The sequence below is a fragment of the Amycolatopsis sp. NPDC021455 genome (assembly GCF_040640995.1).
GTDB lineage: Bacteria > Actinomycetota > Actinomycetes > Mycobacteriales > Pseudonocardiaceae > Amycolatopsis.
Genome location: NZ_JBFACT010000086.1, coordinates 1 through 23,061, shown reverse-complemented (window position 1 = coordinate 23,061; position 23,061 = coordinate 1). Strand labels below are relative to the sequence as shown.

Annotated in this window: 23 protein-coding genes and 1 riboswitch; of the genes, 12 read left to right on the top strand and 11 right to left on the bottom strand. The window is 71.4% G+C overall.

The features are described 5' to 3' along the window. Positions 1-83 precede the first annotated feature (83 nt). Positions 84-1,517 carry an RICIN domain-containing protein gene (locus tag AB0G28_RS44240; protein ID WP_361103913.1) on the bottom strand — a complete coding sequence of 478 codons (1,434 nt, stop codon included), beginning with the start codon at positions 1,515-1,517 and terminating at the stop codon, positions 84-86. Between the two features lie 288 nt (positions 1,518-1,805). On the opposite strand from AB0G28_RS44240, the gene AB0G28_RS44235 reads away from it, so the two are divergent. Together AB0G28_RS44235 and AB0G28_RS44230 are read left to right on the top strand one after the other, a co-directional pair. Next, positions 1,806-2,435, top strand: a complete 630-nt coding sequence (locus tag AB0G28_RS44235; protein ID WP_361103911.1) for a cyclase — start codon at positions 1,806-1,808, stop codon at positions 2,433-2,435. 71 nt (positions 2,436-2,506) lie between these two features. Next, a complete protein-coding gene (locus tag AB0G28_RS44230; RefSeq protein WP_361103909.1) occupies positions 2,507-3,274 on the top strand; it encodes an enoyl-CoA hydratase family protein in 768 nt (255 codons plus the stop codon). Positions 3,275-3,336: 62 nt separating this feature from the next. Here AB0G28_RS44230 and AB0G28_RS44225 read toward each other — a convergent pair whose 3' ends face one another. Genes AB0G28_RS44225 through AB0G28_RS44215 form a run of 3 tightly spaced genes read right to left on the bottom strand, consistent with a single transcriptional unit; the run spans position 3,337 to position 4,375 of the window. Continuing rightward, a complete protein-coding gene (locus AB0G28_RS44225; RefSeq protein ID WP_361103907.1) occupies positions 3,337-3,708 on the bottom strand; it encodes a barstar family protein in 372 nt (123 codons plus the stop codon). After that, entirely contained in the window at positions 3,705-4,163 is a 459-nt protein-coding gene (locus tag AB0G28_RS44220) for a ribonuclease domain-containing protein (RefSeq protein ID WP_361103905.1), read from the bottom strand. Before AB0G28_RS44220 ends, AB0G28_RS44225 begins: the two co-directional genes overlap by 4 nt. 11 nt (positions 4,164-4,174) lie before the next feature. Then, positions 4,175-4,375 carry a hypothetical protein gene (locus tag AB0G28_RS44215; RefSeq protein WP_361103903.1) on the bottom strand — a complete coding sequence of 67 codons (201 nt, stop codon included), beginning with the start codon at positions 4,373-4,375 and terminating at the stop codon, positions 4,175-4,177. Positions 4,376-4,434: 59 nt separating this feature from the next. Between AB0G28_RS44215 and AB0G28_RS44210 the strand changes: the two genes are divergently transcribed. The 3 genes from AB0G28_RS44210 to AB0G28_RS44200 all read left to right on the top strand — a co-directional run bounded on the left by AB0G28_RS44210 (position 4,435) and on the right by AB0G28_RS44200 (position 8,122). Further along, positions 4,435-5,400: a zinc-binding dehydrogenase gene (locus AB0G28_RS44210; RefSeq protein WP_361103901.1), complete on the top strand. Its 966-nt coding sequence runs from the start codon at positions 4,435-4,437 to the stop codon at positions 5,398-5,400. A gap of 147 nt (positions 5,401-5,547) precedes the next feature. Further along, complete coding sequence (locus AB0G28_RS44205) at positions 5,548-6,588, top strand: alpha/beta hydrolase (RefSeq protein ID WP_361103899.1); 1,041 nt, start codon at positions 5,548-5,550, stop codon at positions 6,586-6,588. 91 nt (positions 6,589-6,679) lie between these two features. Next, positions 6,680-8,122: an amino acid permease gene (locus AB0G28_RS44200; RefSeq protein ID WP_361103897.1), complete on the top strand. Its 1,443-nt coding sequence runs from the start codon at positions 6,680-6,682 to the stop codon at positions 8,120-8,122. Here AB0G28_RS44200 and AB0G28_RS44195 read toward each other — a convergent pair. After that, entirely contained in the window at positions 8,119-9,168 is a 1,050-nt protein-coding gene (locus AB0G28_RS44195; RefSeq protein ID WP_361103895.1) for a nitronate monooxygenase, read from the bottom strand. The two genes, AB0G28_RS44200 and AB0G28_RS44195, sit on opposite strands and share 4 nt — an antisense overlap. 142 nt (positions 9,169-9,310) lie before the next feature. Here AB0G28_RS44195 and AB0G28_RS44190 point away from each other — a divergent pair, with 142 nt between their 5' ends. The 3 genes from AB0G28_RS44190 (at position 9,311) to AB0G28_RS44180 (ending at position 12,264) form a co-directional block, all read left to right on the top strand. Then, positions 9,311-11,071, top strand: coding sequence for a family 20 glycosylhydrolase (locus AB0G28_RS44190; RefSeq protein ID WP_361103893.1), 1,761 nt, complete (start codon positions 9,311-9,313; stop codon positions 11,069-11,071). A 93-nt stretch (positions 11,072-11,164) separates the two neighbouring features. After that, on the top strand, positions 11,165-11,611 hold the full coding sequence (locus AB0G28_RS44185) for a pyridoxamine 5'-phosphate oxidase family protein (RefSeq protein WP_361103891.1): 447 nt from the start codon (positions 11,165-11,167) through the stop codon (positions 11,609-11,611). 26 nt (positions 11,612-11,637) lie between these two features. Continuing rightward, on the top strand, positions 11,638-12,264 hold the full coding sequence (locus AB0G28_RS44180) for a hypothetical protein (protein ID WP_361103889.1): 627 nt from the start codon (positions 11,638-11,640) through the stop codon (positions 12,262-12,264). Here AB0G28_RS44180 and AB0G28_RS44175 read toward each other — a convergent pair. Continuing rightward, positions 12,244-12,813, bottom strand: coding sequence for a Uma2 family endonuclease (locus tag AB0G28_RS44175; RefSeq protein ID WP_361103887.1), 570 nt, complete (start codon positions 12,811-12,813; stop codon positions 12,244-12,246). The two genes, AB0G28_RS44180 and AB0G28_RS44175, sit on opposite strands and share 21 nt — an antisense overlap. A 132-nt stretch (positions 12,814-12,945) precedes the next feature. Next, positions 12,946-14,787 carry a translation elongation factor 4 gene (lepA, locus tag AB0G28_RS44170; RefSeq protein WP_361103885.1) on the bottom strand — a complete coding sequence of 614 codons (1,842 nt, stop codon included), beginning with the start codon at positions 14,785-14,787 and terminating at the stop codon, positions 12,946-12,948. A gap of 115 nt (positions 14,788-14,902) precedes the next feature. On the opposite strand from lepA, the gene AB0G28_RS44165 reads away from it, so the two are divergent. After that, positions 14,903-15,523, top strand: a complete 621-nt coding sequence (locus tag AB0G28_RS44165) for a class I SAM-dependent methyltransferase (protein ID WP_361103883.1) — start codon at positions 14,903-14,905, stop codon at positions 15,521-15,523. Here AB0G28_RS44165 and AB0G28_RS44160 read toward each other — a convergent pair. Both AB0G28_RS44160 and AB0G28_RS44155 read right to left on the bottom strand, forming a co-directional pair. Then, on the bottom strand, positions 15,520-15,894 hold the full coding sequence (locus AB0G28_RS44160) for a VOC family protein (protein ID WP_361103881.1): 375 nt from the start codon (positions 15,892-15,894) through the stop codon (positions 15,520-15,522). The genes AB0G28_RS44165 and AB0G28_RS44160 overlap by 4 nt on opposite strands. 23 nt (positions 15,895-15,917) lie before the next feature. Further along, complete coding sequence (locus AB0G28_RS44155; protein ID WP_361103879.1) at positions 15,918-16,781, bottom strand: DMT family transporter; 864 nt, start codon at positions 16,779-16,781, stop codon at positions 15,918-15,920. Between the two features lie 277 nt (positions 16,782-17,058). Here AB0G28_RS44155 and rpsT point away from each other — a divergent pair, with 277 nt between their 5' ends. Continuing rightward, positions 17,059-17,319: a 30S ribosomal protein S20 gene (rpsT, locus tag AB0G28_RS44150; protein WP_013228460.1), complete on the top strand. Its 261-nt coding sequence runs from the start codon at positions 17,059-17,061 to the stop codon at positions 17,317-17,319. 78 nt (positions 17,320-17,397) lie between these two features. On the opposite strand, the gene holA is transcribed toward rpsT, so the two are convergent. Then, positions 17,398-18,378 carry a DNA polymerase III subunit delta gene (holA, locus tag AB0G28_RS44145; RefSeq protein WP_361103876.1) on the bottom strand — a complete coding sequence of 327 codons (981 nt, stop codon included), beginning with the start codon at positions 18,376-18,378 and terminating at the stop codon, positions 17,398-17,400. Between the two features lie 147 nt (positions 18,379-18,525). Next, positions 18,526-18,659: riboswitch (SAM riboswitch) on the top strand. Positions 18,660-18,671: 12 nt separating this feature from the next. On the opposite strand from holA, the gene thrC reads away from it, so the two are divergent. Together thrC and AB0G28_RS44135 are read left to right on the top strand one after the other, a co-directional pair. Beyond that, positions 18,672-19,937 carry a threonine synthase gene (gene thrC / locus AB0G28_RS44140; protein WP_361103874.1) on the top strand — a complete coding sequence of 422 codons (1,266 nt, stop codon included), beginning with the start codon at positions 18,672-18,674 and terminating at the stop codon, positions 19,935-19,937. A 185-nt stretch (positions 19,938-20,122) separates the two neighbouring features. After that, positions 20,123-20,587 (top strand): DUF4231 domain-containing protein, encoded by a 465-nt coding sequence (locus AB0G28_RS44135; protein WP_361103872.1) that lies wholly within the window; start codon positions 20,123-20,125, stop codon positions 20,585-20,587. Between the two features lie 9 nt (positions 20,588-20,596). On the opposite strand, the gene AB0G28_RS44130 is transcribed toward AB0G28_RS44135, so the two are convergent. Next, a complete protein-coding gene (locus tag AB0G28_RS44130; protein WP_361103870.1) occupies positions 20,597-22,990 on the bottom strand; it encodes a ComEC/Rec2 family competence protein in 2,394 nt (797 codons plus the stop codon). Between the last annotated feature and the right edge of the window lie 71 nt (positions 22,991-23,061).

Sequence of the window (23,061 nt, the reverse complement as noted above, 5' to 3'; positions counted from 1 at the left end):
GGTTGCGTCTGACGCACCGAACGCCACATTGGGTGCGTCCAACGCAACCAATGCCACATTGGGGCGCTTGGGAGCCGCGGGGCTCAGCCGGCCGCCACGATCCGCCACCGCTGGTTGGCGCTGCTGCTGTCGGCGTACTGGCCGAGGTCGGCGCCGCTGCTCGTGCGGCCCATGCCGTCGAGGTACTCGCCCGTGGCGCCGTTCCTGATGCGCACGTTGTCGGCGTCGGTCACCACCGACCACTGCTGGTTGGCGCTGCCGCTCCCGGCGTACTGGCTCACCACGGCGCCGTTGGCCGTGCGGCCCGCGCCGTCGAGGTACAGCCCGGTGGCGCGGTTCTTGATGCGCACCCGGTTCCCGGAGTTCTCGATGACCCACTGCTGCCCGGCCTGCCCGGTGCCACCGGACTGCCCCGCGGTGGCCCCGCTGGTGGTGCGGCCGAGCCCGTCGATGTACAGGCCGGTGGCGGCGTTGACGATCCGGACGTACGTACCGCCGCCGTCGCCGATCCCCCACGCGTACTTCAGCCGCGTCAGCCCGCTGGCGTTCGACAGCGTCAGCTTGGTCGCGGAGCCGGTGCCGGCCTTGGTGGTCAGGCTGTACCAGTCGCCGTCGCGCAGGCCCGGCCAGTAGACGCTGCCGACTCCGAGGCTGCGCATCTTCGCGCTCACGCCCCGGATGTAGTCGGCGAAGAACGACCCGCTCGGGATGCTGTAGTCGATGGTGTCGTAGTGGACGCCGTTCTTGCTGCCGGGCGACATCGGGCCGCCCCACTCGGTGACGACCGTGCGGTCCGCGTACCCGCCGATGTAGCCGCCGAGGTGGTCGGCCCACTCGGTTTCGCTCTCGTAGCCCGCGAAGAACGAGTAGTCGTGGGCCGCGAGCAGCGTCCCGTCGAGCCGGTGGTCGGCGCCGACCGCGGGCACGTTCTGGGCGTAGCCGGTGCCGTCGAGGATCACGCGGCCGCGCGGCACGCCGGGATAGCGGGCCAGCCAGGCGTTGTAGAAGTTGTTCAGGTCCCCGGCGCTGTAGCTGTAGGGCTCGTTGATGACCTCGAAGTAGGCGTTGGGGTTGCCGCCGTACTTGCCGACGACCTTGTCCCACATCTGCTGGAACCCGGCGGTGCTCGCCGGCTTGCCGCCGCTGTAGGCCCAGTACGCCAGGATCACCTTGCCCTTGGCGAGCGCGGTGTCGATCGCCCCGGTGTAGGTGTCCCAGTAACCCGCGACCGTCGGCTCGTTGATCGGCATCCGGACCGTGTCGGCCCCGGTGATCGAGTACAGCTGGCCGACCACCTGGCCGGCCGTGGCGGCGGCCGAGGAGTACGTGTCCGAGGAGGTCAGCCCGGACACGTACAGCACGCCGTTGACGAAGTTGTCCCGCTGGTCCGCCCAGTTGACGCCCCGGAGCCCGGCGGTGGACGCCTGGGCCTGCGGCGGGACGGCGGTCAGCAGCCCGCTGCCGAGCACGAACAGCGCCAGCAGCCTGAACACCATCGACAGCGTTCGTGCTTTCATCGGCTCGTTCCTCTCCGTCGAGGTCATCCGAGTGACACAGGTAACAAAGCCGCCGCGGGCTTGACCAGAGTTCCGAAGCGAACCGGTCAGGATCGATCGGAGACGAACACGCGCCGGACACGGAGTGGCACCACCACCGCCAAAAGGTGAGATTCATTCACATTTGTCGTCACCGTGCACGCATGGGAACGGTGAATCCTTGACGCGCTAGTTAACTTGCCGGTAACTCTCTAAGCGCTGCGCAGCTTTCTCCCTCCCCTCGTGAAAACCGCAGGTAGGTGGACTCAGATGAAAGCTCTTCATCTTTCCCGGCTGGCCGCGCTGACCGCGGCCGCGGCTCTCCCGATCGCCCTCGCCGCCCCGGCCTCGGCGGCCACCGCCGTCACGTTCGACTGCCAGGCGAACGCCCCGATCGTCGGGCCGCAGAAGGTGTCCCTCAACCAGGACACCGACGTCACCGCGCCCGCCACGGTCGCGCCCGGCGCCGCGTTCGACGTCGTCATCGACCCGGCACCGAACACCGTGCCGGGCACGGTGAGCGGCAACAAGGTCAAGAACATCAACACGTTCGCGCTGAAGATCCCGATCCCGGCCAACTCCAGCTACGTCGGCGCGGACCTCGCGGGCGGCTCCGGCCTCGGCTCGACCCCGCCGGTCATCTCCGTCGCGAACGGCGTCGCGACGCTGAGCTTCCCCGGCCCGATCGCCGGCGGCTCGACGTTCGAGCTGCCGACGGTGACCGCGCACCTGACGGCCGGCCAGTCGGGCACCATCCAGACCAAGCTGGCCGGCACCGGCTACAGCGACCCGGGCCTGACGTTCAACGCGGTGGCGAGCACGATCATCGGCGACCTCACCGCGCCGACGGCGTGCTTCCCCAACCCCAGCCCGGTCTTCACCACGACGACGATCGGCTGAGCACCCGGCCGCCCCGCGGTTCCGGCCGCGGGGCGGCCGGTGGCACGCGGCGCGTGTGCAAGGGTGTCGGCATGGCTGACGAACTGGTGCACTACGACGTGGTGGGCGGCACCGCCACGATCACCCTGGACTCCCCGCACAACCGCAACGCGCTGTCGGCGCAGCTGCGCGGCGAGCTGTCCGCCGCGCTGGCGGCCGCGGCCGCCGACGACGCCGTGCGGGTGATCGTGCTGACCCACACGGGCCCGGTGTTCTGCGCGGGGATGGACCTCAAGGAGGCCCGCGGCGCCGGCGCGGGCGACCAGGGCGTCAACGAGTTCCCCCGCATCCTCGAACAGCTGTGGACCAGCCCGAAGCCGGTGGTCGCCCGCCTGGCCGGCCCGGCCCGCGCCGGCGGCATCGGCATGGTGGCGGCGTGCGACATCGCGGTGGCGGTACCGGCGGCGACGTTCGCCTTTTCCGAGGTCCGCATCGGCGTGGTCCCGGCGATCATCTCCCTGACGGTCCTCCCGCGGTTGAATCCGCGCGCGGCACACGAGCTGTTCCTGACGGGCGACACGTTCGACGCCCGCCGCGCGGTGGAGATCGGCCTGCTGAACGCGGCGTCCGAAGACCTCGACGGCGAGGTCGCCCGGTACGTCAAGGCCCTCGCGGCGGGTGGCCCGAAGGCGCTGGCCGAGACGAAGGCGCTGCTGAGCCGTCCCCGCCCGGCCACGCCGTCGGAGGGGTTCGAGGAGATGCTCGCGCTGTCGGCGAAGTTCTTCGCGAGCGAGGAAGGCCAGGAGGGCATCCTGGCCTTCGCCCAGAAGCGCAAGCCGAACTGGGTCCCGCAGGACTGACGGAGTGACGCTGAGGGTCCGGGGCGGTGAACGTCCCGGACCCACCGTCGGCGAAGGGACGCTCAGGCGTCCGGCAGCACGACCGTGAGCTGCCAGGAACCGGGTCCGGTCCCGGTACCGGGGCCCAGTGCGCGCTGCGCGTCCGAGAGCACGCTGCGGATCGCCAGGTACGTCTTGGGTTCGGCCTTGCGCAGCGCGTCCGAGCCCGGCCAGATCAGCACGTGCTCCCCCGGCGGCAGCCACGACAGGTCGGTCAGGCAGTCGTAGAGCGCGTCGAGGTTGTGGCCGAAGTAGTCCGGAAAGGACAGTGCTTCGGCGAAGGCGCTGAGCGTGCTCGCCTTGTCGACGGTCGGCCGCGAGTTCACCAGGTGCGGGTACGCGCCCCTCGCGAAGGCTTCTTCCGCGGCGGCCTTCGCCTGCTCCGAGGCGCTCATCGGGCCGCGTCCACGACGACGAACGACGCGTAGTGGTCGCCGGTGTAGTACAGCTCGCGCGCCTGCCCGGTGATCAGCCGCCGCGCGCCGCGGTCGGCGCTGCCCGGCGTCTTCACCGTGTACTCGTGGTAGTAGCCGGACTTCTTGGCGGGCAGGCGTTTCTCGCGGTTTTCGAACACGACGTCGTCATTGCGCGGGTACGGGTACGGCCCGCCCTTCTCGATGAGCTTCCACGTGTCCGCGGCCTGCGGCGGCAGCGCGGAAAGCGCCTTCACCGGCAGCCCCGAGTCCGCACCCGGCACGGCGCCGCCGCCGCGTGCGGGCGCACTGGCCGAGGTGCTCGGCGCGGTCGACGACGGCGAGCCGTCGCTGAGGACGTCCTTGACCAGCCAGCCCCCCAGCACCAGCACGAGGAGCCCGATCAGCGCGGCGGTGATCCGCCTTCGGTTGAACATGGTGCGCGAGCCTATGCCGAGGTGTCGGAGTCGTCGTCACGCCCCGGGCTCAGCCGGCGGGCGAACAGCCCGACCAGCTTGTCGAGCACCCACGCGGCGGCCAGGCACAACGGCACGACGACCACCATGACCAGCACGAACTGCACCGGGAACCAGGCCTGGGCGAGCCACAGCTCGACCCCGTCCCACCAGTCGGCAAGCCCGTTGAACACGGTGTGAGCCTACGCGCGCCCTGCTGCCGCCGCGTGCCAGGGGCGGTACGTTGCAGGACATGTTCGCCGTGTACGCGCAGGAACCCAACGCCGACAGCCCCCTGGACGCGCTCGTCGTGGGCGAGCGCCCCGAGCCCGAAGTGCCCGACGGCTGGGTCCGCGTGCACGTCAAGGCGGCCAGCCTCAACATGCACGACCTGTGGACGCTGCGCGGCGTCGGGATCAAGCCGGACCAGTTCCCGATGATCCTCGGCTGCGACGGCGCCGGCACCCTCGACGACGGCACCGAGGTCGTCATCCACTCCGTGATCAACGCGCCGGGCTGGCAGGGCGACGACACGCTCGACCCGAAGCGCACGCTGCTCACCGAGAAGCACCAGGGCACCTTCGCCGACCAGGTCGTCGTGCCGGCCCGCAACGTCGTCCCGAAGCCCGCGGCGCTCAGCTTCGCCGAAGCGGCCACGATGGGCACGGCCTGGCTGACCGCCTACCGGATGCTCTTCGTGAAGTCCGGGCTGCGGCCGGGCCAGACGATGCTCGTGCAGGGCGCCTCCGGCGGCGTCTCGACGGCGCTGGTGCAGCTCGGCCGCGCCGCCGGGTTCCGGGTCTGGGTCACCGGCCGCACCGAGGAGAAGCGCGCGCTCGCCACGAGCCTCGGGGCGCACCAGGCGTTCGAGTCGGGCGCGCGGCTGCCCGAGCGCGTCGACGCCGTGTTCGAGACCGTCGGCAAAGCGACCTGGTCGCATTCGGTCAAATCCCTCAAGCCGGGCGGGATCATCGTCGTCTCGGGCTCGACGAGCGGCCCGGACGCGCACGCGGAGCTGCAGCGCGTCTTCTTCCTCCAGCTGCGCGTCGCCGGCTCGACCATGGGCACCCATGACGAGCTCGCGGACCTGCTCGCCTACCTCGACCTGACCGGCGTCCGGCCGCAGATCGGCGCGGAACTTACATTTTCCGAAGCACCCAAGGGGTTCCGGGCGATGCTCGACGGGGAAACGGCCGGCAAGATCGTCTTCACCCGCTAGACCATCGCCGAGCTGGGCGGATGCACAATCCGCCCGGCGCGGAAACCATTCCGACATCTCGTGAAGACTTGACGTATTCAGTTCGAGACCGGGTCGTTAGCACCGAAATTCCACCAAAAACCAAGCCTCGCCAGGTAATCTGTAGTCATGACCGCGACGCAGCGGCCCGCACCGGCTGTACCGGGCGGCCGGCCCAGTGACCAGGACCCCGTCCGGGTCTCCTTCCGGCGCTATGCCGGTGTCCGCACCCGGGTGCTCGAAGTCGGCGCTCCCGAGCCGGAGCAACCCGCCGCGCGCCGCTCGCTGCGCCGCAAGGCCGTCGCGCCCCACGTCCGGCCCACCGCACCACGGCTGGTGCTGCTGCACGGCTACTGCGACAGCGCCGACACCTGGCGCCCCGCCCTCGAACAGCTCGCGGCCGCCGGGATTCCGGCGGTCGCGGTCGATCTGCCGGGTTTCGGCGACGCCCAGCCGCTGCGACCAGGGCCGATGCTGCCGCAGCTCGACGCGTTCACCACCGCCGTCGTCCGCGAACAGGCCGTCCTCGGCTCGGTCGTGCTGGCCGGCAACTCCCTCGGCGGCACCATGAGCCTGCGCGCGGCGCAGAACAGCCGTCTCCCGATCTCGGGGGTCGTCTCCATCGCCGCGCCGGGGTTCGTCGACTCGTGGCTGATCCGCACGGTGGCGCGCTACCCGCTGCCCCTGCGGCTGTACTCCTCCCTGCCGGTCCCGGTACCGGGTTTCGTGGTCCGCAAGGTCGCCGAACAGCTCGTCCCGCGGCTGCTCTACGCCGACTCCGGCGCGGCCGACGCGGCCCAGGTGCAGCGTTTCACCGCGCTGTTCCCGGACTACCGCGCGACCAAGACCCGCCTGGAGCAGGCCCGGCAGCTCGTCGCCGAGCTCGCCGACGCCTACCGCCTCGACTCGGTGAAGGTGCCGCTGCTGGTCGTCGCGTGCGGCAAGGACAAGCTCGTCACCGCCGCGTCCGGGCGCCAGCTGCACACGCTGGTGCCGCACAGCAGGCTGCTGGTCCGCGAGGACTGGGGGCACTGCCCGCAGCTGGACGACCCGGTCGAGATCTCGGAGCTGCTCACCTACTTCGCCGCGAGCGCGGTCCGGACCACCCAGGCCAAGCGCGCCGCGGCGACGGCGTCGGAAGCGGTGAGCGAGGACACCGCCGCGGGCTGACGCGCTCACGCTGTCTTCACGCGGAGTTGGCGGTAGGTTCCGGCGATAGGTCCGTGATCCGGGCTCTCCACCGACCGTTCGGGAGACGATGATGTCCGCTCCAGAAGGCCTGGGTTCGAGTTCAGGCATCTTCCGGCGCAAGCCGATCGACCAGATCCAGGACGCAGGCGAAACCGGTGGCCTGAAACGCACCCTGGGCCTGTGGCAGCTGACCGCCATCGGCATCGGCGGCATCATCGGCGCCGGGATCTTCGCCCTCGCGGGCAGCGTGGCGCACGGCGACGACGCGGCGGGCATCCCCGGCGTCGGCCCGGCCGTGCTGATCTCGTTCCTCATCGCCGGGGTCGCCAGCGCCGCGGCCGCGTTCTCCTACGCCGAATTCGCCGGCCTGATCCCGAAAGCGGGTTCGGCCTACACCTACGGCTACGCGGTGCTGGGCGAGATCGTCGGCTGGTTCATCGGCTGGGACCTGCTGCTGGAGTACACCGCGATCGTCGCGGTGGTGGCCATCGGCATCTCCGGCTACTTCAGCTTCCTGCTCGGCCAGCTCGGCCTCGACCTGCCGGCGTGGATGCTCGGGGCGCCCGGCACCGGGCCGGGCCACAAGGTCGACCTGTTCGCCGCGCTGCTGTGCCTGCTGATCGCGTACCTGCTCAACCGCGGCATCCGCAGCGCCGCCCGGTTCGAGACGGCGATGGTCGGCATCAAGGTCCTGATCGTGCTGGTGGTCATCCTCGTCGGCTTCTTCTACGTCAAGACCGGCAACTACACGCCGTTCGCGCCCGCGGGCTTCGGCGGCGCGGTGACCGGCGCGGCGACCGTGTTCTTCGCCGTCTTCGGGTACGACGCGATGTCGACGGCGGCCGAGGAGTCCAAGGACGCGCAGCGGCACATGCCGAAGGCGATCCTCTACTCGCTGGCGATTTCCATGGTGCTGTACGTGCTGGCCTGCCTGGTGCTGACCGGCATGCAGAAGTACACCGAGATCGACCCGAAGAGCGGTTTCTCGACGGCGTTCAAGTCGGTCGGCCTGGACGGGCTGGCCACGGTGATCGCGATCGGCGCGATCGTCGGCATCCTGACCGTGCTGTTCACGTTCCTGATGGGCGCCACCCGCGTCGGCTACTCGATGAGCCGCGACGGGCTGCTGCCGCCGTGGCTGGGCAAGACCCACCCCGAGCGGCAGGTGCCGAGCCGGATGACGTGGATCCTCGGCGGCGCGTCGGCGATCATCGCGGGGGTGCTGCCGATCGGCGAGGCCGCGGAGCTGACCAACATCGGCATCCTGCTCGCGTTCGTCGTGGTCTGCGTCGCGGTGATCGTGCTGCGCTACAAGCAGCCGGACCTGCCGCGGACGTTCAAGACGCCGGGCATGCCGGTGGTGCCCGCGATCGGCGTCGTGTTCTCGCTCTGGCTGATCACGTTCCTGCAGCCGGTGACCTGGCTGCGGTTCGGCATCTGGTTCGTGCTCGGCCTGGTCGTCTACTTCCTTTACAGCCGGCGGCACTCGGTGCTGAACCGCACCGGCGGCTAGCGGATCCGGTCGAGGCGGGCGGCGGCGTCGCGCGCCTCGACCTTCAGCCGCTCGACGATCACGGCGGCCGACGCGTCGTAGGCGAGCGGATAGGTCTGGCCCGCCCACAGCGAGATCCCTTCCGGGTCCCCGGCCTTCGCCGACGCCTTGCGCACTGGTCCGGCGAGGTTGTTGAGCTGCGGATACGCGGCCGGCGCACCCTCGGACAGCGCGTCCATGAACTTGTTGACCAGCCCGCGCGCCGGACGTCCGCTGAAGGCCCGGGTGAACGCGGTCTCGCGCTCGGCGAGCGCGAGCGCCTTGCGGTGTGCTTCGGACGTCCCGGCTTCGTCGGCGCGCAGGAAGACCGTGCCCAGCTGGGCGGCCACGGCTCCGGCGGCGAGCACGGCCGCGACGTCGGCACCGTGCACGAGCCCGCCGGCGGCGACCAGCGGCAGGTCGACGCGAGCGGCCACGAGCCTCAGGAGCGCGAGGACGCCGTATTCGGCACCGCCGCCGGGCAGGTGCGGGTCGTCGGTGAACAGGCTCCGGTGCCCGCCCGCTTCGAAGCCCTGCAGGACGAGCGCGTCCGCGCCGAGGTCCGCCGCCCGCTGCGCGGCCTCGGGCGTGGTCACGGTGACGACGACCGTGCTGCCGGCCTCCTTGAGGCGCAGGACCTCCGACGGCGACGGCGGGCCGAAGGTGAACGACACCACCGGGACGCGCTTCTCGAGCACGACTTCCAGCTTCGCCGCGTAGTGGTCGTCGTCCCACTTCGGCTCGCCGAGTTCGACGTCGTACTCGCGCGCGAACGCCTCGAGCCGCTCGCGATGCGCTGAGACATCGGCGCCGGTGTCGGGCTGCGGGACGAAGAGGTTGACGCCGAACGGCTTGGCGGTGAGTTCGGCGGCGCGCTCGATCTGCGCCCGCAGCGCGGCCGGCGTGAGCATGCCGGCCGACAGGAAGCCGAAACCACCGGCCTCGGTCACCGCGGCGACCAGCTCCGGAGTGGTGGGACCGCCCGCCATCGGCGCGGCGACGACCGGGAACTCGAGCTCGTCGAACATGCTCGTGAGCCTAGTCCCACCGCACCGGTCGCGCGGACCACTGCACAGACCACCCGACTTGGTCTAGACCACAGTCGCCGGAAATGCGACGATCCGGGCAGGTGCGACGCCGGCGTCGCACCCTTCCCGCCAGGAGGTCCCGGTGCAGACTCCCTTCGCGCGGCGGTTCGGCCGCGTGTTCGCCGTGCTGGCCCTGATCGGCGCCGGCACCACCACCGCCCAGGCCGCCGCGGCGACGCCCGCGCTGCAGTCGATCGTCCCCGTGCCGGTCTCGGTGACACCGTCGGCCGGGGTCGCCTTCCCGCTGGTTTCGACGACGAAGATCGTCACCGAAGCGGGTTCGGCCCCGGCCCGCCAGGTCGGCGACTACCTGGCCGGCGTGCTGCGCCCGTCGACCGGCTACGCGCTGCCGGTGTCCGACGCGCCGGCGTCCGTGCCGCCGGACAGCATCGCGCTGCTGCTGAGCGGCGCACCGGCGTCCGTCGGCGCGCAGGGCTACCAGCTGGTGTCGACGGCGTCGTCGGTCACCGTGCGGGCTCAGACGGCCGACGGGCTGTTCGCGGGCGTCCAGACACTGCGGCAGCTGCTGCCCGGCCGTATCGAAAGCTCGTCGGCGCAGGCGGGGCCGTGGAGCGTCCCGGGCGCGACGATCGTGGACTACCCGAGGTTCGCCTACCGCGGCGCGATGCTCGACGTCGCGCGGCACTTCCACCCCGTGCCGACGGTCAAGCGGTACCTCGACCAGCTGGCCCAGTACAAGATCAACAATTTGCATCTCCACCTGGCGGACGACCAGGGCTGGCGCATCCAGATCGACAGCTGGCCCCGCCTGGCGACGTACGGCGGCAGCACCCAGGTCGGCGGCGGCGCGGGCGGCTACTACACGAAGGCGCAGTACACGGACATCGTGAACTACGCGGCGTCGCGGCACATCACGATCATCCCGGAGATCGACATGCCGGGACACGTGAACGCGGCCCTGGCGTCGTACGCGGAGCTGAACTGCAACGGGGTGGCACCGGCGCTGCGAACGGACACGGCGGTGGGCTACAGCTCGCTGTGCATTTCGAAGGACATCACGTACACGTTCGTCGCGGACGTGCTGCGCGAGCTGGCGGCCCTGACACCAGGCCCGTGGCTGCACATCGGCGGCGACGAAGCGTCGGCGACTTCCCAGGCGGACTACCTGAAGTTCATGAACAAGGTGCTTCCCCTGGTGGCGGCCACGGGCAAGTCGGCGGTGGGCTGGCACGACATCGCGAAGGCCACCCTGCCGGCGTCGGCGACTCCGCAGTTCTGGGGCACTTCCACGTCGGACGCGGGCGTCTCGACGGCGGTTTCCCGCGGCAGCAAGGTGATCCTGTCCCCGGCGAACAAGGCGTACCTGGACATGAAGTACAACAGCTCGACGCCGATCGGTTTGTCGTGGGCGGGCTACATCGAGGTCCAGGACGCGTACGGCTGGAACCCGGGCTCGTACCTGTCGGGCGTGGGCGAAACCGCGGTCCGCGGCGTGGAATCCCCGCTGTGGACGGAAACGGTGGTGACGCCGTCGGACATCGACTACCTGGCGTTTCCCCGTTTGGCGGCGCATGCGGAGCTGGGCTGGTCGCCGTGGTCGACGCATGACTGGACGGCGTTCCGGGCGCGTCTCGGAGCGCAGGCCCCGCGCTGGGTGGCGCAGGGAGTCAACTTCTACCGCTCGTCGCAGGTTCCGTGGGACACGGGCGGGACGAACCCGGGCACGTGCACGGCGCCCGAGTGGAGCGCTTCGCAGGTGTATACGGGTGGGAACGTGGTGTCCCACAACGGCCACAAGTGGACGGCGCAATGGTGGACCCAGGGAGAGGAGCCGGGGACGACGGGCCAGTGGGGCGTCTGGACCGACAACGGCCCCTGCTGAGCGACGGCGGTCCGCTCTGCGCGGACCGTTAAGAGCGCATTTCGCCGGGTGAAATCCGGACATCCGGTGCACCGGGCGGGCTAGGTTGATGCCATGAGCGCTGATCTGGAGCAGGTTCGGACGCTGTCGCTGCAGGAGCACGGCCTCGCCACCGTCGCCACGACGCGCGCGGACGGCACCGTGCACGCCTCCGTCGTCAACGCCGGCGTCCTCGGCGATCCGGTGACCGGTGCTCCGGGTGTCGCCTACGTGGCCGTCGGCAAGGCGCACAAGCTCGCCCTGCTGCGGCGTGTCGGGCACGCCACCGTCACCTTCCGCCGCGGCTGGAACTGGCTGTCCGTCACCGGGCCCACGCACCTCATCGGCCCGGACGATCCCGACCCCGCGTTCGATCCCGCAGGCTTGCCGCAGCTGCTGCGCGACGTCTTCATCGCCGCCACCGGGACCCACGACGACTGGGCCGAGTACGACCGGGTGATGGCCGAAGAGCGGCGGGTTGCGGTGTTCGTCCGGGCGGACCGGATAATCGGCAACCCCTGACCCGTCCGGCCCCAGGAGTCGTCCCGTTGTCCGAGTCCCCCCTCCGCGTCACCACGCCGGTCAAGGTCCTGCTCGGCGTCCTCGCCGTCGCCGACGCCGGCTTCGGGGCGGCGCTCGCTCTCGGCCTGCTGGACAGTCTGCTGGGCGGCCTGTCCCCGTGGCTGATCGGCGGGGCCTACGCGGCGACCGTGCTCGTCGCCGTGGTGGCCTTCCGGGTGTCCCGCGCCCGGGAGCTGAAGCGTGGTTTCGAGGGTCTCCGCGACCTCACCGTCGGCGACGAGGGGATCCGCCTGCCCGCGGGCACGCTCAGCACGCGCCTGGTGCCGTGGCCGGAGATCGCGGACGTCACCGTCCGCCGTTCGGCCCGCTTCGGCGACGGCTACCTGCGCGACGCCCTCTGGGTGGACCTGGTCACCGGCGGAGGCGTCGAGAGCTCGGTGCAGCGGTACGCGCCGCGCGGCAAACTCCAGCCGGCGCCACCCCAGCGGAGGCAGTTCGAGCAGACCGCGATCCTCGCCCCGGCCCTGTTCGACGCGGTCGTCGAACGGCTCCGGAAGGAGCTGCGGCACCGGCAGCTGCACGCCCAGCTCCGCGGCACACCCCGCGTCCGGCGCGCCGACCGGTGGCACGGTTCAGCCGAGCCGCCCCAGTAGCTCCCGCGGGACGATCCGCACCGGGAAGGGCCGCTCGAGTTCGAGAACCTCGTCGCCCGCTGCCTTGGCCACCTGCTGGTAGTGGCCCTCCTCGTCCAGCTCGAACACCGTCAGCGCGGGCTCCTCCGGGTCGATCACCCAGTAGCTCCCGGTGCCGAGCCGCTCGTAGACCGCCTTCTTGAGGTTCAGGTCGTAGATCGCCGTGCTGGGTGACAGCACCTCAACGGCCAGCACCGGCGGCGCCGGGAGATCCTTGTCGGTGAAGTCTTCGTCCCGGCCTACCAGGACGTCCGGCTGGAGTTCAGTCTTGTCGCCGTGATGCACGGCGAAGGGCGCTCCGACAACATCGAACTCGATCGGACACGCATCCTCCAGCACACCGTAGAGACGGTAGGTGATCTTCTGGTGCCGGAACCCGGGTGCCGGGGTCACCAGCAGTGCCCCGTCGATGAGTTCGTATCTTCGCCCGTCATCCGGCATCCCCTCGAGATCGCGCACCGTCATGGGGCCCGACCCGGTCGGATACTGGAAGTCCGTCATGAGAGTCATGGTGCCCTCCTTTCGCTCTTCGCACCAGAGCAAACCAGAGAGCACCGACAGAAACCGCATCGAACACGGGTTCGGCGCCCATATTCACACCGATGAGTGAATATGGGCGCCACTGTCACATCAATGGAACAGTTACTTCTTGTTCTTGCCGGAGTCCTCAGTGGACAGTGCGGCGACGAAGGCCTCCTGCGGGACCTCGACCCGGCCGACGGTCTTCATCCGCTTCTTGCCTTCCTTCTGCTTCTCCAGCAGCTTCCGCTTCCGCGAGATGTCACCGCCGTAGCACTTGGCCAGCACGTCCTTGCGGATCGCGCGGATCGTCTCGCGCGCGATGATCCGCGAGCCGACCGCCGCCTGGATCGGGACCTCGAACTGCTGCCGCGGGATCAGCTCGCGCAGTCGCGTCGCCATCCGGTTGCCGTAGCCGTAGGCCGCGTCCTTGTGCACGATCGCGGAGAACGCGTCCACGGTTTCGCCCTGCAGCAGGATGTCCACCTTGACCAGATCCGCGATCTGCTCCCCCGCTTCTTCGTAATCGAGAGACGCGTAGCCGCGCGTACGCGACTTCAGCGTGTCGAAGAAGTCGAAGATGATTTCCGCCAGCGGGATGTTGTAGCGCAGCTCGACCCGGTCCTCGGACAGGTAGTCCATGCCGAGCAGGGTGCCGCGCTTGCTCTGGCACAGCTCCATGATCGTGCCGACGAACTCGGCGGGCGCGAGAATGCTGACCTTCGACACCGGCTCGTGCACCTCGGCGATCTTCAGGCCGCTCGGCCAGTCGGACGGGTTCGTCACGACCACCTCGCTGCGGTCCTCCAGCACCACGCGGTAGATGACGTTCGGCGCCGTCGAGATCAGGTCCAGGCCGAACTCGCGCTCGAGCCGGTCGCGCGTGATCTCCAGGTGCAGCAGGCCGAGGAAGCCGCAGCGGAAGCCGAAGCCCAGCGCGACCGACGTCTCCGGCTCGTAGTCGAGCGCGGCGTCGTTGAGCTGGAGCTTGTCCAGCGCCTCGCGCAGTTCGGGGTAGTCGGAACCGTCCACCGGGTACAGTCCGGAGTAGACCATCGGCTTCGGCTCCCGGTAGCCCGCCAGCGCTTCCTTGGCGCCGTGGCGCTCCGAGGTCACGGTGTCGCCGACCTTCGACTGCCGGACGTCCTTCACGCCGGTGATCAGGTAGCCGACCTCCCCGACGCCGAGGCCCTTGCTGGGCTTGGGCTCCGGCGAGATGATCCCGACTTCCAGCAGCTCGTGCGTGGCGCCGGTGGACATCATCTTGATCTTTTCGCGCGGGGTGATCTTGCCGTCGACGACCCGGATGTAGGTGACGACGCCGCGGTAGGTGTCGTACACCGAGTCGAAGATCATCGCCCGGGCCGGCGCGTCCGCGTCGCCCTGCGGCGCCGGGACCTGCTTGACGACCTCGTCGAGCAGTTCGCCGACGCCCATGCCGGTCTTGGCCGAGACCCGCAGGACGTCTTCGGGCTCGCAGCCGATGATGTGCGCCAGCTCACCGGCGTACTTGTCGGGGTCGGCCGAGGGCAGGTCGATCTTGTTGAGCACCGGGATGATCTGGAGGTTGTTCTCCAGCGCCAGGTAGAGGTTGGCCAGCGTCTGCGCCTCGATCCCCTGGGCCGCGTCGACCAGCAGGATCGCGCCTTCGCACGCCTCCAGCGCCCGGGAGACCTCGTAGGTGAAGTCGACGTGGCCGGGGGTGTCGATCATGTGCAGGACGTGGTCCTGGCCGCCGACCTTCCAGGGCAGCCGGACGTTCTGCGCCTTGATCGTGATGCCGCGCTCGCGCTCGATGTCCATCCGGTCGAGGTACTGAGCGCGCATGGCCCGCTCTTCGACGACGCCGGTGAGCTGCAGCATGCGGTCGGCCAGGGTGGACTTGCCGTGGTCGATGTGCGCGATGATGCAGAAGTTCCGGATCAGCTCCGGAGGCGTGAAGGTGGTGTCGGCGAACGTCGTCACTCGAATGAGTCCTCGGAAAGTCGGGGATGGCCACCTCTATGTTCCCATGACCCTCCGGGTGCGGGTGGGGGTCATCCCCGATGCGAGGTTCCGCGAGAAGTGGTGCCCTCGAAGTATGAGCACTTCGCACCAGCCGGCACCCCCTCCCCAGCCGGATCCAGGCGGCTTCGCCCGCGTCCTCGACCGTGCTTTCGGTCACCCTTCGGGCGTGCTCGGCCGCCTCGGCGGCTGGGTGATGGCCCGCGGCAACGCCGCCACCGAACACCGCGTCGTCGACCTGGCGAGGATCGAGCCGGACGAGACCGTCCTGGTCGTCGGGCCCGGCCCCGGCGTCGGGCTCGAGGCCGCCGCGCGCCTGGCCGGGCGCACCGTCGGCGTCGACCCCTCCCCCGAGATGCTCGCGCTGTGCCACGAGCGCTGCGGCGACCGGGCCGAGCTGCGCGAGGGTTCGGCGGCCCGCACCGGCGAGCCGGACGGGTCGGCCGACGTCGTCCTGTCCGTGAACAACGTCATGCTCTGGGACGACCGCGCGGCGGGCTTCGCGGAGCTGTTCCGGGTGCTGCGCCCCGGCGGGCGGCTGCTGCTGTCCGCGCACGAGAGGTGGCTGCCCGTGAGCAGGCACGTGCTGGCCGACGAGGCGGCCGCGGCGGGCTTCACCGACCTGCAGACCTGGACGTGGGAGCCGCCGGGCTTCGCCGCGCTGGCCGCGCAGCTGCGCGGCGTCAAGCCGGCCTAGCGGGTGTCCGTGCGCATCGGGTGGCCCTCGGGCACCTCGACCAGCACGATGCGGGTGCCGTCCGGATCGGCGATCCAGGCCTCGTCGAGGCCCCAGGGCTCCCGCCGGGCGTCCCGCACGGGCTCGAGACCCTTCGCCCGGAGGTCGGCCAGCGTGCCGGCCAGGTCGCGGACCTGCAGCCAGAGCACCAGATCGGGCGACGCGCCCGCCTCGCCCCGGCCGGACACCTCGAGGGATCCGTGGCCGAGGAAGAACACGGTGCCGCCGGGGAACTCCCGCTCCACGGCCAGGCCGAGAGTCTCGCGGTAGAACGCCGTGGACGCCGCGGCGTCGCGCGGGCGGATCAGCAACCGGCTCTTCAGGATCTCCATCCGCCCATCCCTACCGGACGGGCTCAGGCCGCCGCAATCGCGACGATCCCGGACAGCACGATCACCGACCCGGCCAGGCGTCGGACGGCGTTCCGCTCGCCCAGGACCAGCCACGCGGCGAGGCCGCCCAGCACGATGCTCAGCTCCCGCGCGGGCGCGACCAGGCTGACCGGCGCCATCGTGAGGGCGAACAGCACCAGGATGTAGGCGAGCGGCGACAGCACCGCGACGAGCAGCACCTCGCGGCGCTGCTCCCGCCAGATCCGGGCCACCTCGGCGCGGCCGGCCAGCGCACCGGGCACGAGCATGACGCTCTGCAGGAGCGAACCGAGGCCGAAGTAGACCACCGGCGGCACGCCGACGCCGGTCACCGAGTGCGCGTCCCAGAGCGTGTAGCCGGCGATGACGGCCCCGGTCAGGAGGCCGTAGAAGATCCCGGCCTTGACCGCGTGCGTCCCGCCCCCGGTGCGCCCGGTGCTGATGACCAGCACCCCGGCGATGACCAGGAACGCACCGAGCAGGCCGAGCGGGCCGGGCCGCTCGCCGAGCACGAGGACGGCGGCCAGCACCGACAGCAGCGGCCCGGTGCCCCGCGCGACCGGGTAGACGACCGAGAGGTCGCCGACGCGGTATCCCCGCTGGAGCACGAGGCCGTAGGCCACGTGCAGCACCGACGTGCCCACGGCGGCGAGCAGCCAGCTCCACTGTGGACGTTGCGGCTCGACGGCCAGCAAGACGACCGTCACGGGCAGCAGCACGACGGCGGAAACCGTGTAGTAGAGCCAGACGAACTGGGGGCCGCCGGAGGAGACCCGCTTCGCGGCCAGGTTCCACGCCGCGTGCACGACGGCGGCGACGAGGACGAGGGACAGGGCAGTGGCGTTCATGGGACCCCTTACGGGGTTTCCGCGCGTGCCGAAGCCCGGTCCGCCAGGCTTTCCCCCGTCGGCTGAACGACCGGCCGTCCGAGCACGCCGGTCGTGGTCGTGTCGTGCGGCCGACGGTACTCCTGGTGATCGGATCCCGGCGCGGGCCGCCGCGAGCTGGGCTGTTAAAGTGGTCGCTCGTTGCCGTGCGGCATTCCGTCATGGAGGAAACCCGCTCCCCGAGCAGGGCCACATCAGCGCGGCGGCGAATCTCACCGAGTGAAACAGGAGTTGCCCTATGGCCAACATCAAGTCGCAGATCAAGCGCATCACGACGAACGAGAAGGCGCGTCAGCGCAACCAGGCGATCCGGTCCTCGGTGAAGACCGCGATCCGCAAGGTCCGCGAAGCCGCCGAGGCCGGCGACAAGGCCAAGGCCGTCGAGCTGCAGCGCGACGCCGCCCAGAAGCTGGACAAGGCCGTCTCGAAGGGCGTCATCCACGCCAACCAGGCCGCCAACAAGAAGTCGGCGCTGGCGAAGCGCGTCAACGCGCTCTGAGCTGCTGATCTCTGGGAAAGCCCCGGCTCCGGCCGGGGCTTTCCTCTTGTCCGGGGGCCGCGGCGGCCGGAGACCCGATCAGCGGTCGCCCTTGGCCGCGGCCACCTCGAGGACCGCGCGTTCCAGTGCGTAGCCCGGGTCCGCCGCCACGCCCTTGACCTCGGCGTTCAACCTCGCGACCACGCGCATCGCCGTGGCCAGGCCGTCGGGGTTCCAGCCGCGGGACTGGCCCTGCGCCTTGCGGATCTTCCAGGGCGGCATGCCCAGCTCGCCCGCCATCTGGTTCGGGTTGCCCCGGCCCGCGCCGGCGACCCGGGCGATGGTGCGGACCGCGTCGGCCAGGGCGTCGGCGACCAGGACGTGCGGGACGCCGAGCTGCATCGCCCACCGCAGCGACTCCAGCGCCGCCGCGCGGTCGCCGCTCACGGCCTTCTCCGCCACCGCGAAGCCGGTGACGTCGGCTCGGCCGCGGTGGTAGCGGCGGACCGCCTCCGCGTCGACGGCCCCGCCGGTGTCCGCGACCAGCTGCGTCGCCGCTGAGGACAGTTCCCGCAGGTCGGAGCCCACCGCGTCGATCAGCGCGGCGACCCCGGCCGGGTCGATCTTGCCGCCCACGCGGCGCACCTCGTGGCGCACGAACTGCTCGCGCTCGGCCGGCTTGGTCAGCTTCGGGCACTCCGTCACCTCGGCGCCGGCCTTCTTCAGCACCGCCGGGAGCGTCTTGCCCGCCTTGCTGCGGCCGCCGCCGGTGTGCACGACCACGAGCACGACCCCGTCCGCCGGGTCCTTCAGGTAGGCCGCGACGGCGTCCGCCAGCTCCTGCGAGATGTCCTGCGCCGACTCGAGGACGATCACCCGGCCCTCGCTGAACAGCGACGGGCTGACCAGTTCGGCCAGCTCGGGCGCTGTGAGATCGGACACCCGGACGCGGGTCAGCTCGGCCGTGGCGTCCATCGCGCGGGCGGCGGCCAGCGTCTCGCGGACGGCCCGCTCGATCAGCAGTTCTTCCTCCCCCAGCACGAGGTGCAGCGGGGCCGGGGCGGTGGCTTGCGCGGTCACCCGATAATCCTCCCACTTGCTGCCGGCGTGCCCCCGCTCCGGTGATGTCGAGCGGGCACCGTGGCACGGCGCGAGCGCCATGTCGTACGGTGTAGCCGAGGCAGCCGCCCCGGGTTTTCCGGTGGATGCGCACCGACAATCGAATACCGCTCATCCAGAGGGGCAGAGGGAACGGCCCGACGAAGCCCCGGCAACCGGCGTACAGCCCGTCATCCCGCGATCGCGGGGTAGCTGACGACCACGGTGCCAATTCCGGCCCGCTTCGGCGGGGCAGATGAGGAAGGAACCTCGCGATGACCGCAACCCTCGGCACGACCTCCAGCACCAAGACCCCGGACCTGGGGCCCGCCGTCGAGCTGGTGTCGAAGGAAGAGGGCCACCGGCAGCCGCTCGCTCCGGAATTCGTCTCCGCCGAAGACTTCTCGCCGCTCGAGGTCGCCTACGACTTCGGCCGCGTCCGCCGCGAGGACATCGAGGCCGGCCCCAAGAACATCTGGCGCTACAAGAAGCTCCTCCCGGTTCCCTCCAACGTCGAAGAAATCCCGAACACCGAGCCGGGCGCGACCCGGCTGATCCGTGCCGACCGCCTCGCCAAGGAGCTCGGCCTCAAGCGGGTGTGGGTCAAGGACGACACCGGCAACCCGACGCACTCCTTCAAGGACCGCGTCGTCGCCGTCGCGCTCGCCGCCGCCCGCGAGTTCGGGTTCGAGGTGCTCGCCTGTCCGTCGACCGGCAACCTGGCCAACGCGACGGCCGCCGCCGCGGCCCGCGCCGGCTGGCGGTCGGTCGTGCTGATCCCGAAGACCCTCGAGCGCGCCAAGATCCTCACCACCGCGGTGTACGACGGCGACCTCCTCGCCATCGACGGCAACTACGACGACGTCAACCGCCTCGCCACCGAGCTCGCCGGCGAGCACCCGAAGTGGGCGTTCGTCAACGTGAACGTCCGGCCGTACTACTCGGAAGGCTCGAAGACGCTGGCCTTCGAGGTCGCCGAGCAGCTCGGCTGGCGCATCCCGCCGCAGATCGTCGTGCCGATCGCCTCCGGTTCGCAGCTGACCAAGGTGGACAAGGGTTTCCGCGAGCTGGGTCAGCTCGGTCTCGTGGACGCCAGCCCCTACAAGGTGTTCGGCGCGCAGGCCACCGGCTGCTCGCCGGTGTCGGCGGCGTTCCGCGAAGGCCACGACGTGGTCCAGCCGGTGAAGCCGGACACCATCGCCCGCTCCCTGGCGATCGGCAACCCGGCCGACGGGCCGTACGTCCTCGACATCGTCAACCGCACCGGCGGCGCGATCGAGGACGTCTCCGACGAGGAGGTCGTCGAAGGCATCCGGCTGCTGGCCCGGACGGAAGGCATCTTCACCGAGACGGCCGGCGGCGTCACCGTCGCCACGGCGAAGAAGCTCGTCGAGACCGGCAAGCTGGACCCGGACGCCGAGACCGTGCTGCTCATCACCGGCGACGGCCTCAAGACCCTCGACGCGATCGAGAACCACGTGGGCCCCAAGGCGGTCCTGCCGCCGTCGGCCGCGGCCGTGAACGAGGCGCTGGGCTACTGAGACACTGGGCTACTGGCGTTCCGTCGTCAGGGGCGAGCGATCCGGCTCGCCCCTGACGGCAGGCCTCCTTTCTGGACTCCCCCGGCCGCTAGGGTCGACACCTGTTCGGTGAGTCGGCACGATCGCGGAGGTATGGGGGTATGAGGTGGGCTCGGGACACGTCCGGCGATCTCGGCGAGCACTGGATGGCCAGCGCCGAACGCGACGGTCGGGCATTGCCGGTGACGGTCGTCGCGAAGTGGCGTTGGTACAAGAGGAGCGCCCGCCGAGACCGGCTGAGGTACGGCGGTATGGAAGTCGTCGCCCTCATCGGCTCGGCCGCGATTCCAGTGGCCGCCGCCGCCCACCTCGACTCGGTGATCATTGCCGCGCTGGGCGCCCTCGTCCTGATCGCCACCGGATTCCGGACCACCTTCGGCCTGCACGAGAACTGGGTGGAACACAGCCAGGCCGGCTACGCGATCGAGCGTGAAGCCGCCTTGTTCCTCCATTCGTCATCGCCTTACGACGGCGCGGACGCGGTCCGGGTCCTGGTCGCGCGCGTTGAAGCCATCGCCGACGAGGGCGGGCAGCGATGGGCTCGACGTCAGATCAGTGTCGAACACGACCGCCAGGCCCACGAGCGCGCCGGGCGCTCCGCCGTGGAATGACCCGCGCGCTCACCGCCGGGGCGGGCCGCGTGGCTCACCCCGGCGCACGACGGCGGGACCGGCGACGACCGCGGTGTCCCCGTCCACGTCCGTGCGCGTCACGCGTGCGCCGAGCGCCGCGAGACTGTCCATTGTGGACTTGCTTGGGTGCCCGTAGGTGTTGCCCGCGCCGACGCTGACCAACGCCAGCCGCGGCGCCACCGCCGCGAGGAACGAAGGCAGCGAGTACCGCGAGCCGTGGTGAGGGACCTTCAGCACCTCCGCTTTCAGATCGCCGACGTCGGCCAGCAGGTCGGCCTGCGCGGCCAGTTCGACGTCCCCGGTCAGCAGGGCCCGCCCCGCCCGGGTTTCCGCGCGCAGCACCACCGAACTGTTGTTGATCGTGGTGCCGTCCTGCGGCCCGGCCGAGCGAGCCGGGACGTATCGCGGGCCGAGCACGTCCAGCCCGAGCCCCGGCCACGCCAGCCGTTCCCCGGGGTTCAGCTCGACCAGCGGCACCGCCTGCCGGGCGGCCTCCGCGGCGACCTGCCGCCACGCCCACCCCGGCGCGCGTCCCGGCCCGACGGCGATCCCGCCGACCGCCCGGCCGTCGAAGACCGACGCGAGCCCGCCGATGTGGTCGGCGTGCAGGTGGCTCAGCACCACCAGCGGGATCCGGTCGACGGCCAGCCGGTGCAGGCACTCGTCGACCGGCCCCGGCTCGGGCCCCGCGTCCACGACGACGGCCCGTCCCGGCTCGGCGGTCGCCAGCACGACCGCGTCACCCTGGCCGACGTCGCACTCGACCATCGCCCAGTCCCGCGGCGGCCACGCCGGCGCCAGCACCCGCACCGGGACGAACACCAGCAGCGCCACGACGGCCAGCACCGCCATCAGCACCCGCGCGCGCCAGTACCGGGCGGCCAGGACCAGCACCGCGACGACAGCGGCGGCGAGGAGGCCGCCGGCCCAGCCGCCGGGCCAGGCGACGACCGCGCCCGGGGTCCGCGCGCCGTGCCGGGCCACCGTGATCAGCCACCGGGCCTCCGGGTCGGCCAGGTGCACCAGGACCTTCCCGGCACCCGGCCACCACGGGCCGGTGACCGTCGCCAGCACGCCGAGCACCGTCGCCGGAGTCACGACCGGCGCGGCCAGGACGTTGGTCAGCACGGACACCAGGCTCACCGAGCCCGCCATGCCCGCGAGCACCGGCGCGGTCACCAGGAAGGCCGCCAGCGGGATCGCCAGCCCGTCCGCGAACCCCGGCGGGACGCCGCGGCGGACGAGCGCCCCGGCCCAGCGAGGCGCGAGCAGGACCAGCCCGGCGGTGGCGAACACCGACAACGCGAACCCGAAGTCCGTGGCCATCGCCGGATCCGCCACGACCAGCACGCCCACCGCGAACGCCAGCGCGGGTAGCGCAGAGCCCCGCCGGCCCAGTGCCAGGGCCAGCAACGCCACCGCCGCCATGACTCCCGCCCGCAGCACGCTCGGCTCCGGGCCGACCAGGACGAGGAACCCCGCCAGGCACACCCCGGCCGCCACCGCGGACAGCCGCGGCCCGAGCCTGAGCAGGCGCAACAGGAGCAGCACCGCACCACAGGCCGCGGCCAGGTTGCCGCCGCTGACCGCGGTGAGGTGGGCCAGGCCCGCGGTGACGAACTCCTCTTCGACACGCGGGGACAGCGCGCTCGTATCGCCCAGGACCAGCCCCGGGAGCAGGCCCGCCGGTTCGTCCGGGAGGGACGACCGGCACAGGTCGTGGAGACCGGCGCGCAGCGTGGCCGCCGCCCGCTGCCACCACGGCGCCGGGCCGGGCTCGCCCGGCGGGCCGCGCACGGACAGCACCGCGACCGTCAGGTCCGAGCCGCGCGGGGGCATCAGCAGGCCCGTCACCCCGACCTCTTGCCCGGGGAGAAGCGCCGCCCACTGCGCGACCGGCGCCAGCAGCAGGACCCGCCCGGCCGACGGGACGGGCCGCCCGTCGACCGACGCCGTGCGCACGTCGGCCGCCAGCACCACCGACCGCGCACCGGCCTGCCGGTCGGCGTACCCGGCACTGCGCACCGGCTTGGGGCGTTCGGCGACGACCACCCGCAACGCCGCGGGCAGTCCTTGGGCCGCGACGGCGCGAAGTTCGTCACGCTGCGCGTCCCGGATCCGCCAGGCGACCGGACCCGCGGCGACGAGCCCCATCACCAGGAGGACCGCCGCCGCGCCGAGGACCCGCGGGCGGCCGCGCGCCCGCCAGAGCACCAGCCCGGCGACCACCGCCGAGGCGAGGCCGGCGGCGACCGCCGTCCACCAGCCGAGGAGCAGGCCGGCCAGCGCGGCGAGCCAGCACACCAGCGCCGCCGGGACCAGCCGCATGTCCTGCCGGGTGTCGGTCGTGGGAAGGGTGCTGATAGGACTACCTTCCTTCATGGCTGGGACCTCCGAGGAACGCTTCGGGCGCTTGTCCTGCGAGGACTAAAATGAGACGGCGTCCTCGAAGG

What these genes read in the sequence shown, in the direction of transcription:
- AB0G28_RS44240 (WP_361103913.1), bottom strand. Translation starts at nt 1,517, where the DNA reads ATGAAAGCACGAACGCTGTCGATGGTGTTCAGGCTGCTGGCGCTGTTC.
- AB0G28_RS44235 (WP_361103911.1), top strand. Translation starts at nt 1,806, where the DNA reads ATGAAAGCTCTTCATCTTTCCCGGCTGGCCGCGCTGACCGCGGCCGCG.
- AB0G28_RS44230 (WP_361103909.1), top strand. Translation starts at nt 2,507, where the DNA reads ATGGCTGACGAACTGGTGCACTACGACGTGGTGGGCGGCACCGCCACG.
- AB0G28_RS44225 (WP_361103907.1), bottom strand. Translation starts at nt 3,708, where the DNA reads ATGAGCGCCTCGGAGCAGGCGAAGGCCGCCGCGGAAGAAGCCTTCGCG.
- AB0G28_RS44220 (WP_361103905.1), bottom strand. Translation starts at nt 4,163, where the DNA reads ATGTTCAACCGAAGGCGGATCACCGCCGCGCTGATCGGGCTCCTCGTG.
- AB0G28_RS44210 (WP_361103901.1), top strand. Translation starts at nt 4,435, where the DNA reads ATGTTCGCCGTGTACGCGCAGGAACCCAACGCCGACAGCCCCCTGGAC.
- AB0G28_RS44205 (WP_361103899.1), top strand. Translation starts at nt 5,548, where the DNA reads ATGACCGCGACGCAGCGGCCCGCACCGGCTGTACCGGGCGGCCGGCCC.
- AB0G28_RS44200 (WP_361103897.1), top strand. Translation starts at nt 6,680, where the DNA reads ATGTCCGCTCCAGAAGGCCTGGGTTCGAGTTCAGGCATCTTCCGGCGC.
- AB0G28_RS44195 (WP_361103895.1), bottom strand. Translation starts at nt 9,168, where the DNA reads ATGTTCGACGAGCTCGAGTTCCCGGTCGTCGCCGCGCCGATGGCGGGC.
- AB0G28_RS44185 (WP_361103891.1), top strand. Translation starts at nt 11,165, where the DNA reads ATGAGCGCTGATCTGGAGCAGGTTCGGACGCTGTCGCTGCAGGAGCAC.
- AB0G28_RS44175 (WP_361103887.1), bottom strand. Translation starts at nt 12,813, where the DNA reads ATGACTCTCATGACGGACTTCCAGTATCCGACCGGGTCGGGCCCCATG.
- AB0G28_RS44165 (WP_361103883.1), top strand. Translation starts at nt 14,903, where the DNA reads ATGAGCACTTCGCACCAGCCGGCACCCCCTCCCCAGCCGGATCCAGGC.
- AB0G28_RS44160 (WP_361103881.1), bottom strand. Translation starts at nt 15,894, where the DNA reads ATGGAGATCCTGAAGAGCCGGTTGCTGATCCGCCCGCGCGACGCCGCG.
- AB0G28_RS44155 (WP_361103879.1), bottom strand. Translation starts at nt 16,781, where the DNA reads ATGAACGCCACTGCCCTGTCCCTCGTCCTCGTCGCCGCCGTCGTGCAC.
- rpsT (WP_013228460.1), top strand. Translation starts at nt 17,059, where the DNA reads ATGGCCAACATCAAGTCGCAGATCAAGCGCATCACGACGAACGAGAAG.
- thrC (WP_361103874.1), top strand. Translation starts at nt 18,672, where the DNA reads ATGACCGCAACCCTCGGCACGACCTCCAGCACCAAGACCCCGGACCTG.
- AB0G28_RS44135 (WP_361103872.1), top strand. Translation starts at nt 20,123, where the DNA reads ATGGCCAGCGCCGAACGCGACGGTCGGGCATTGCCGGTGACGGTCGTC.
- AB0G28_RS44130 (WP_361103870.1), bottom strand. Translation starts at nt 22,990, where the DNA reads ATGAAGGAAGGTAGTCCTATCAGCACCCTTCCCACGACCGACACCCGG.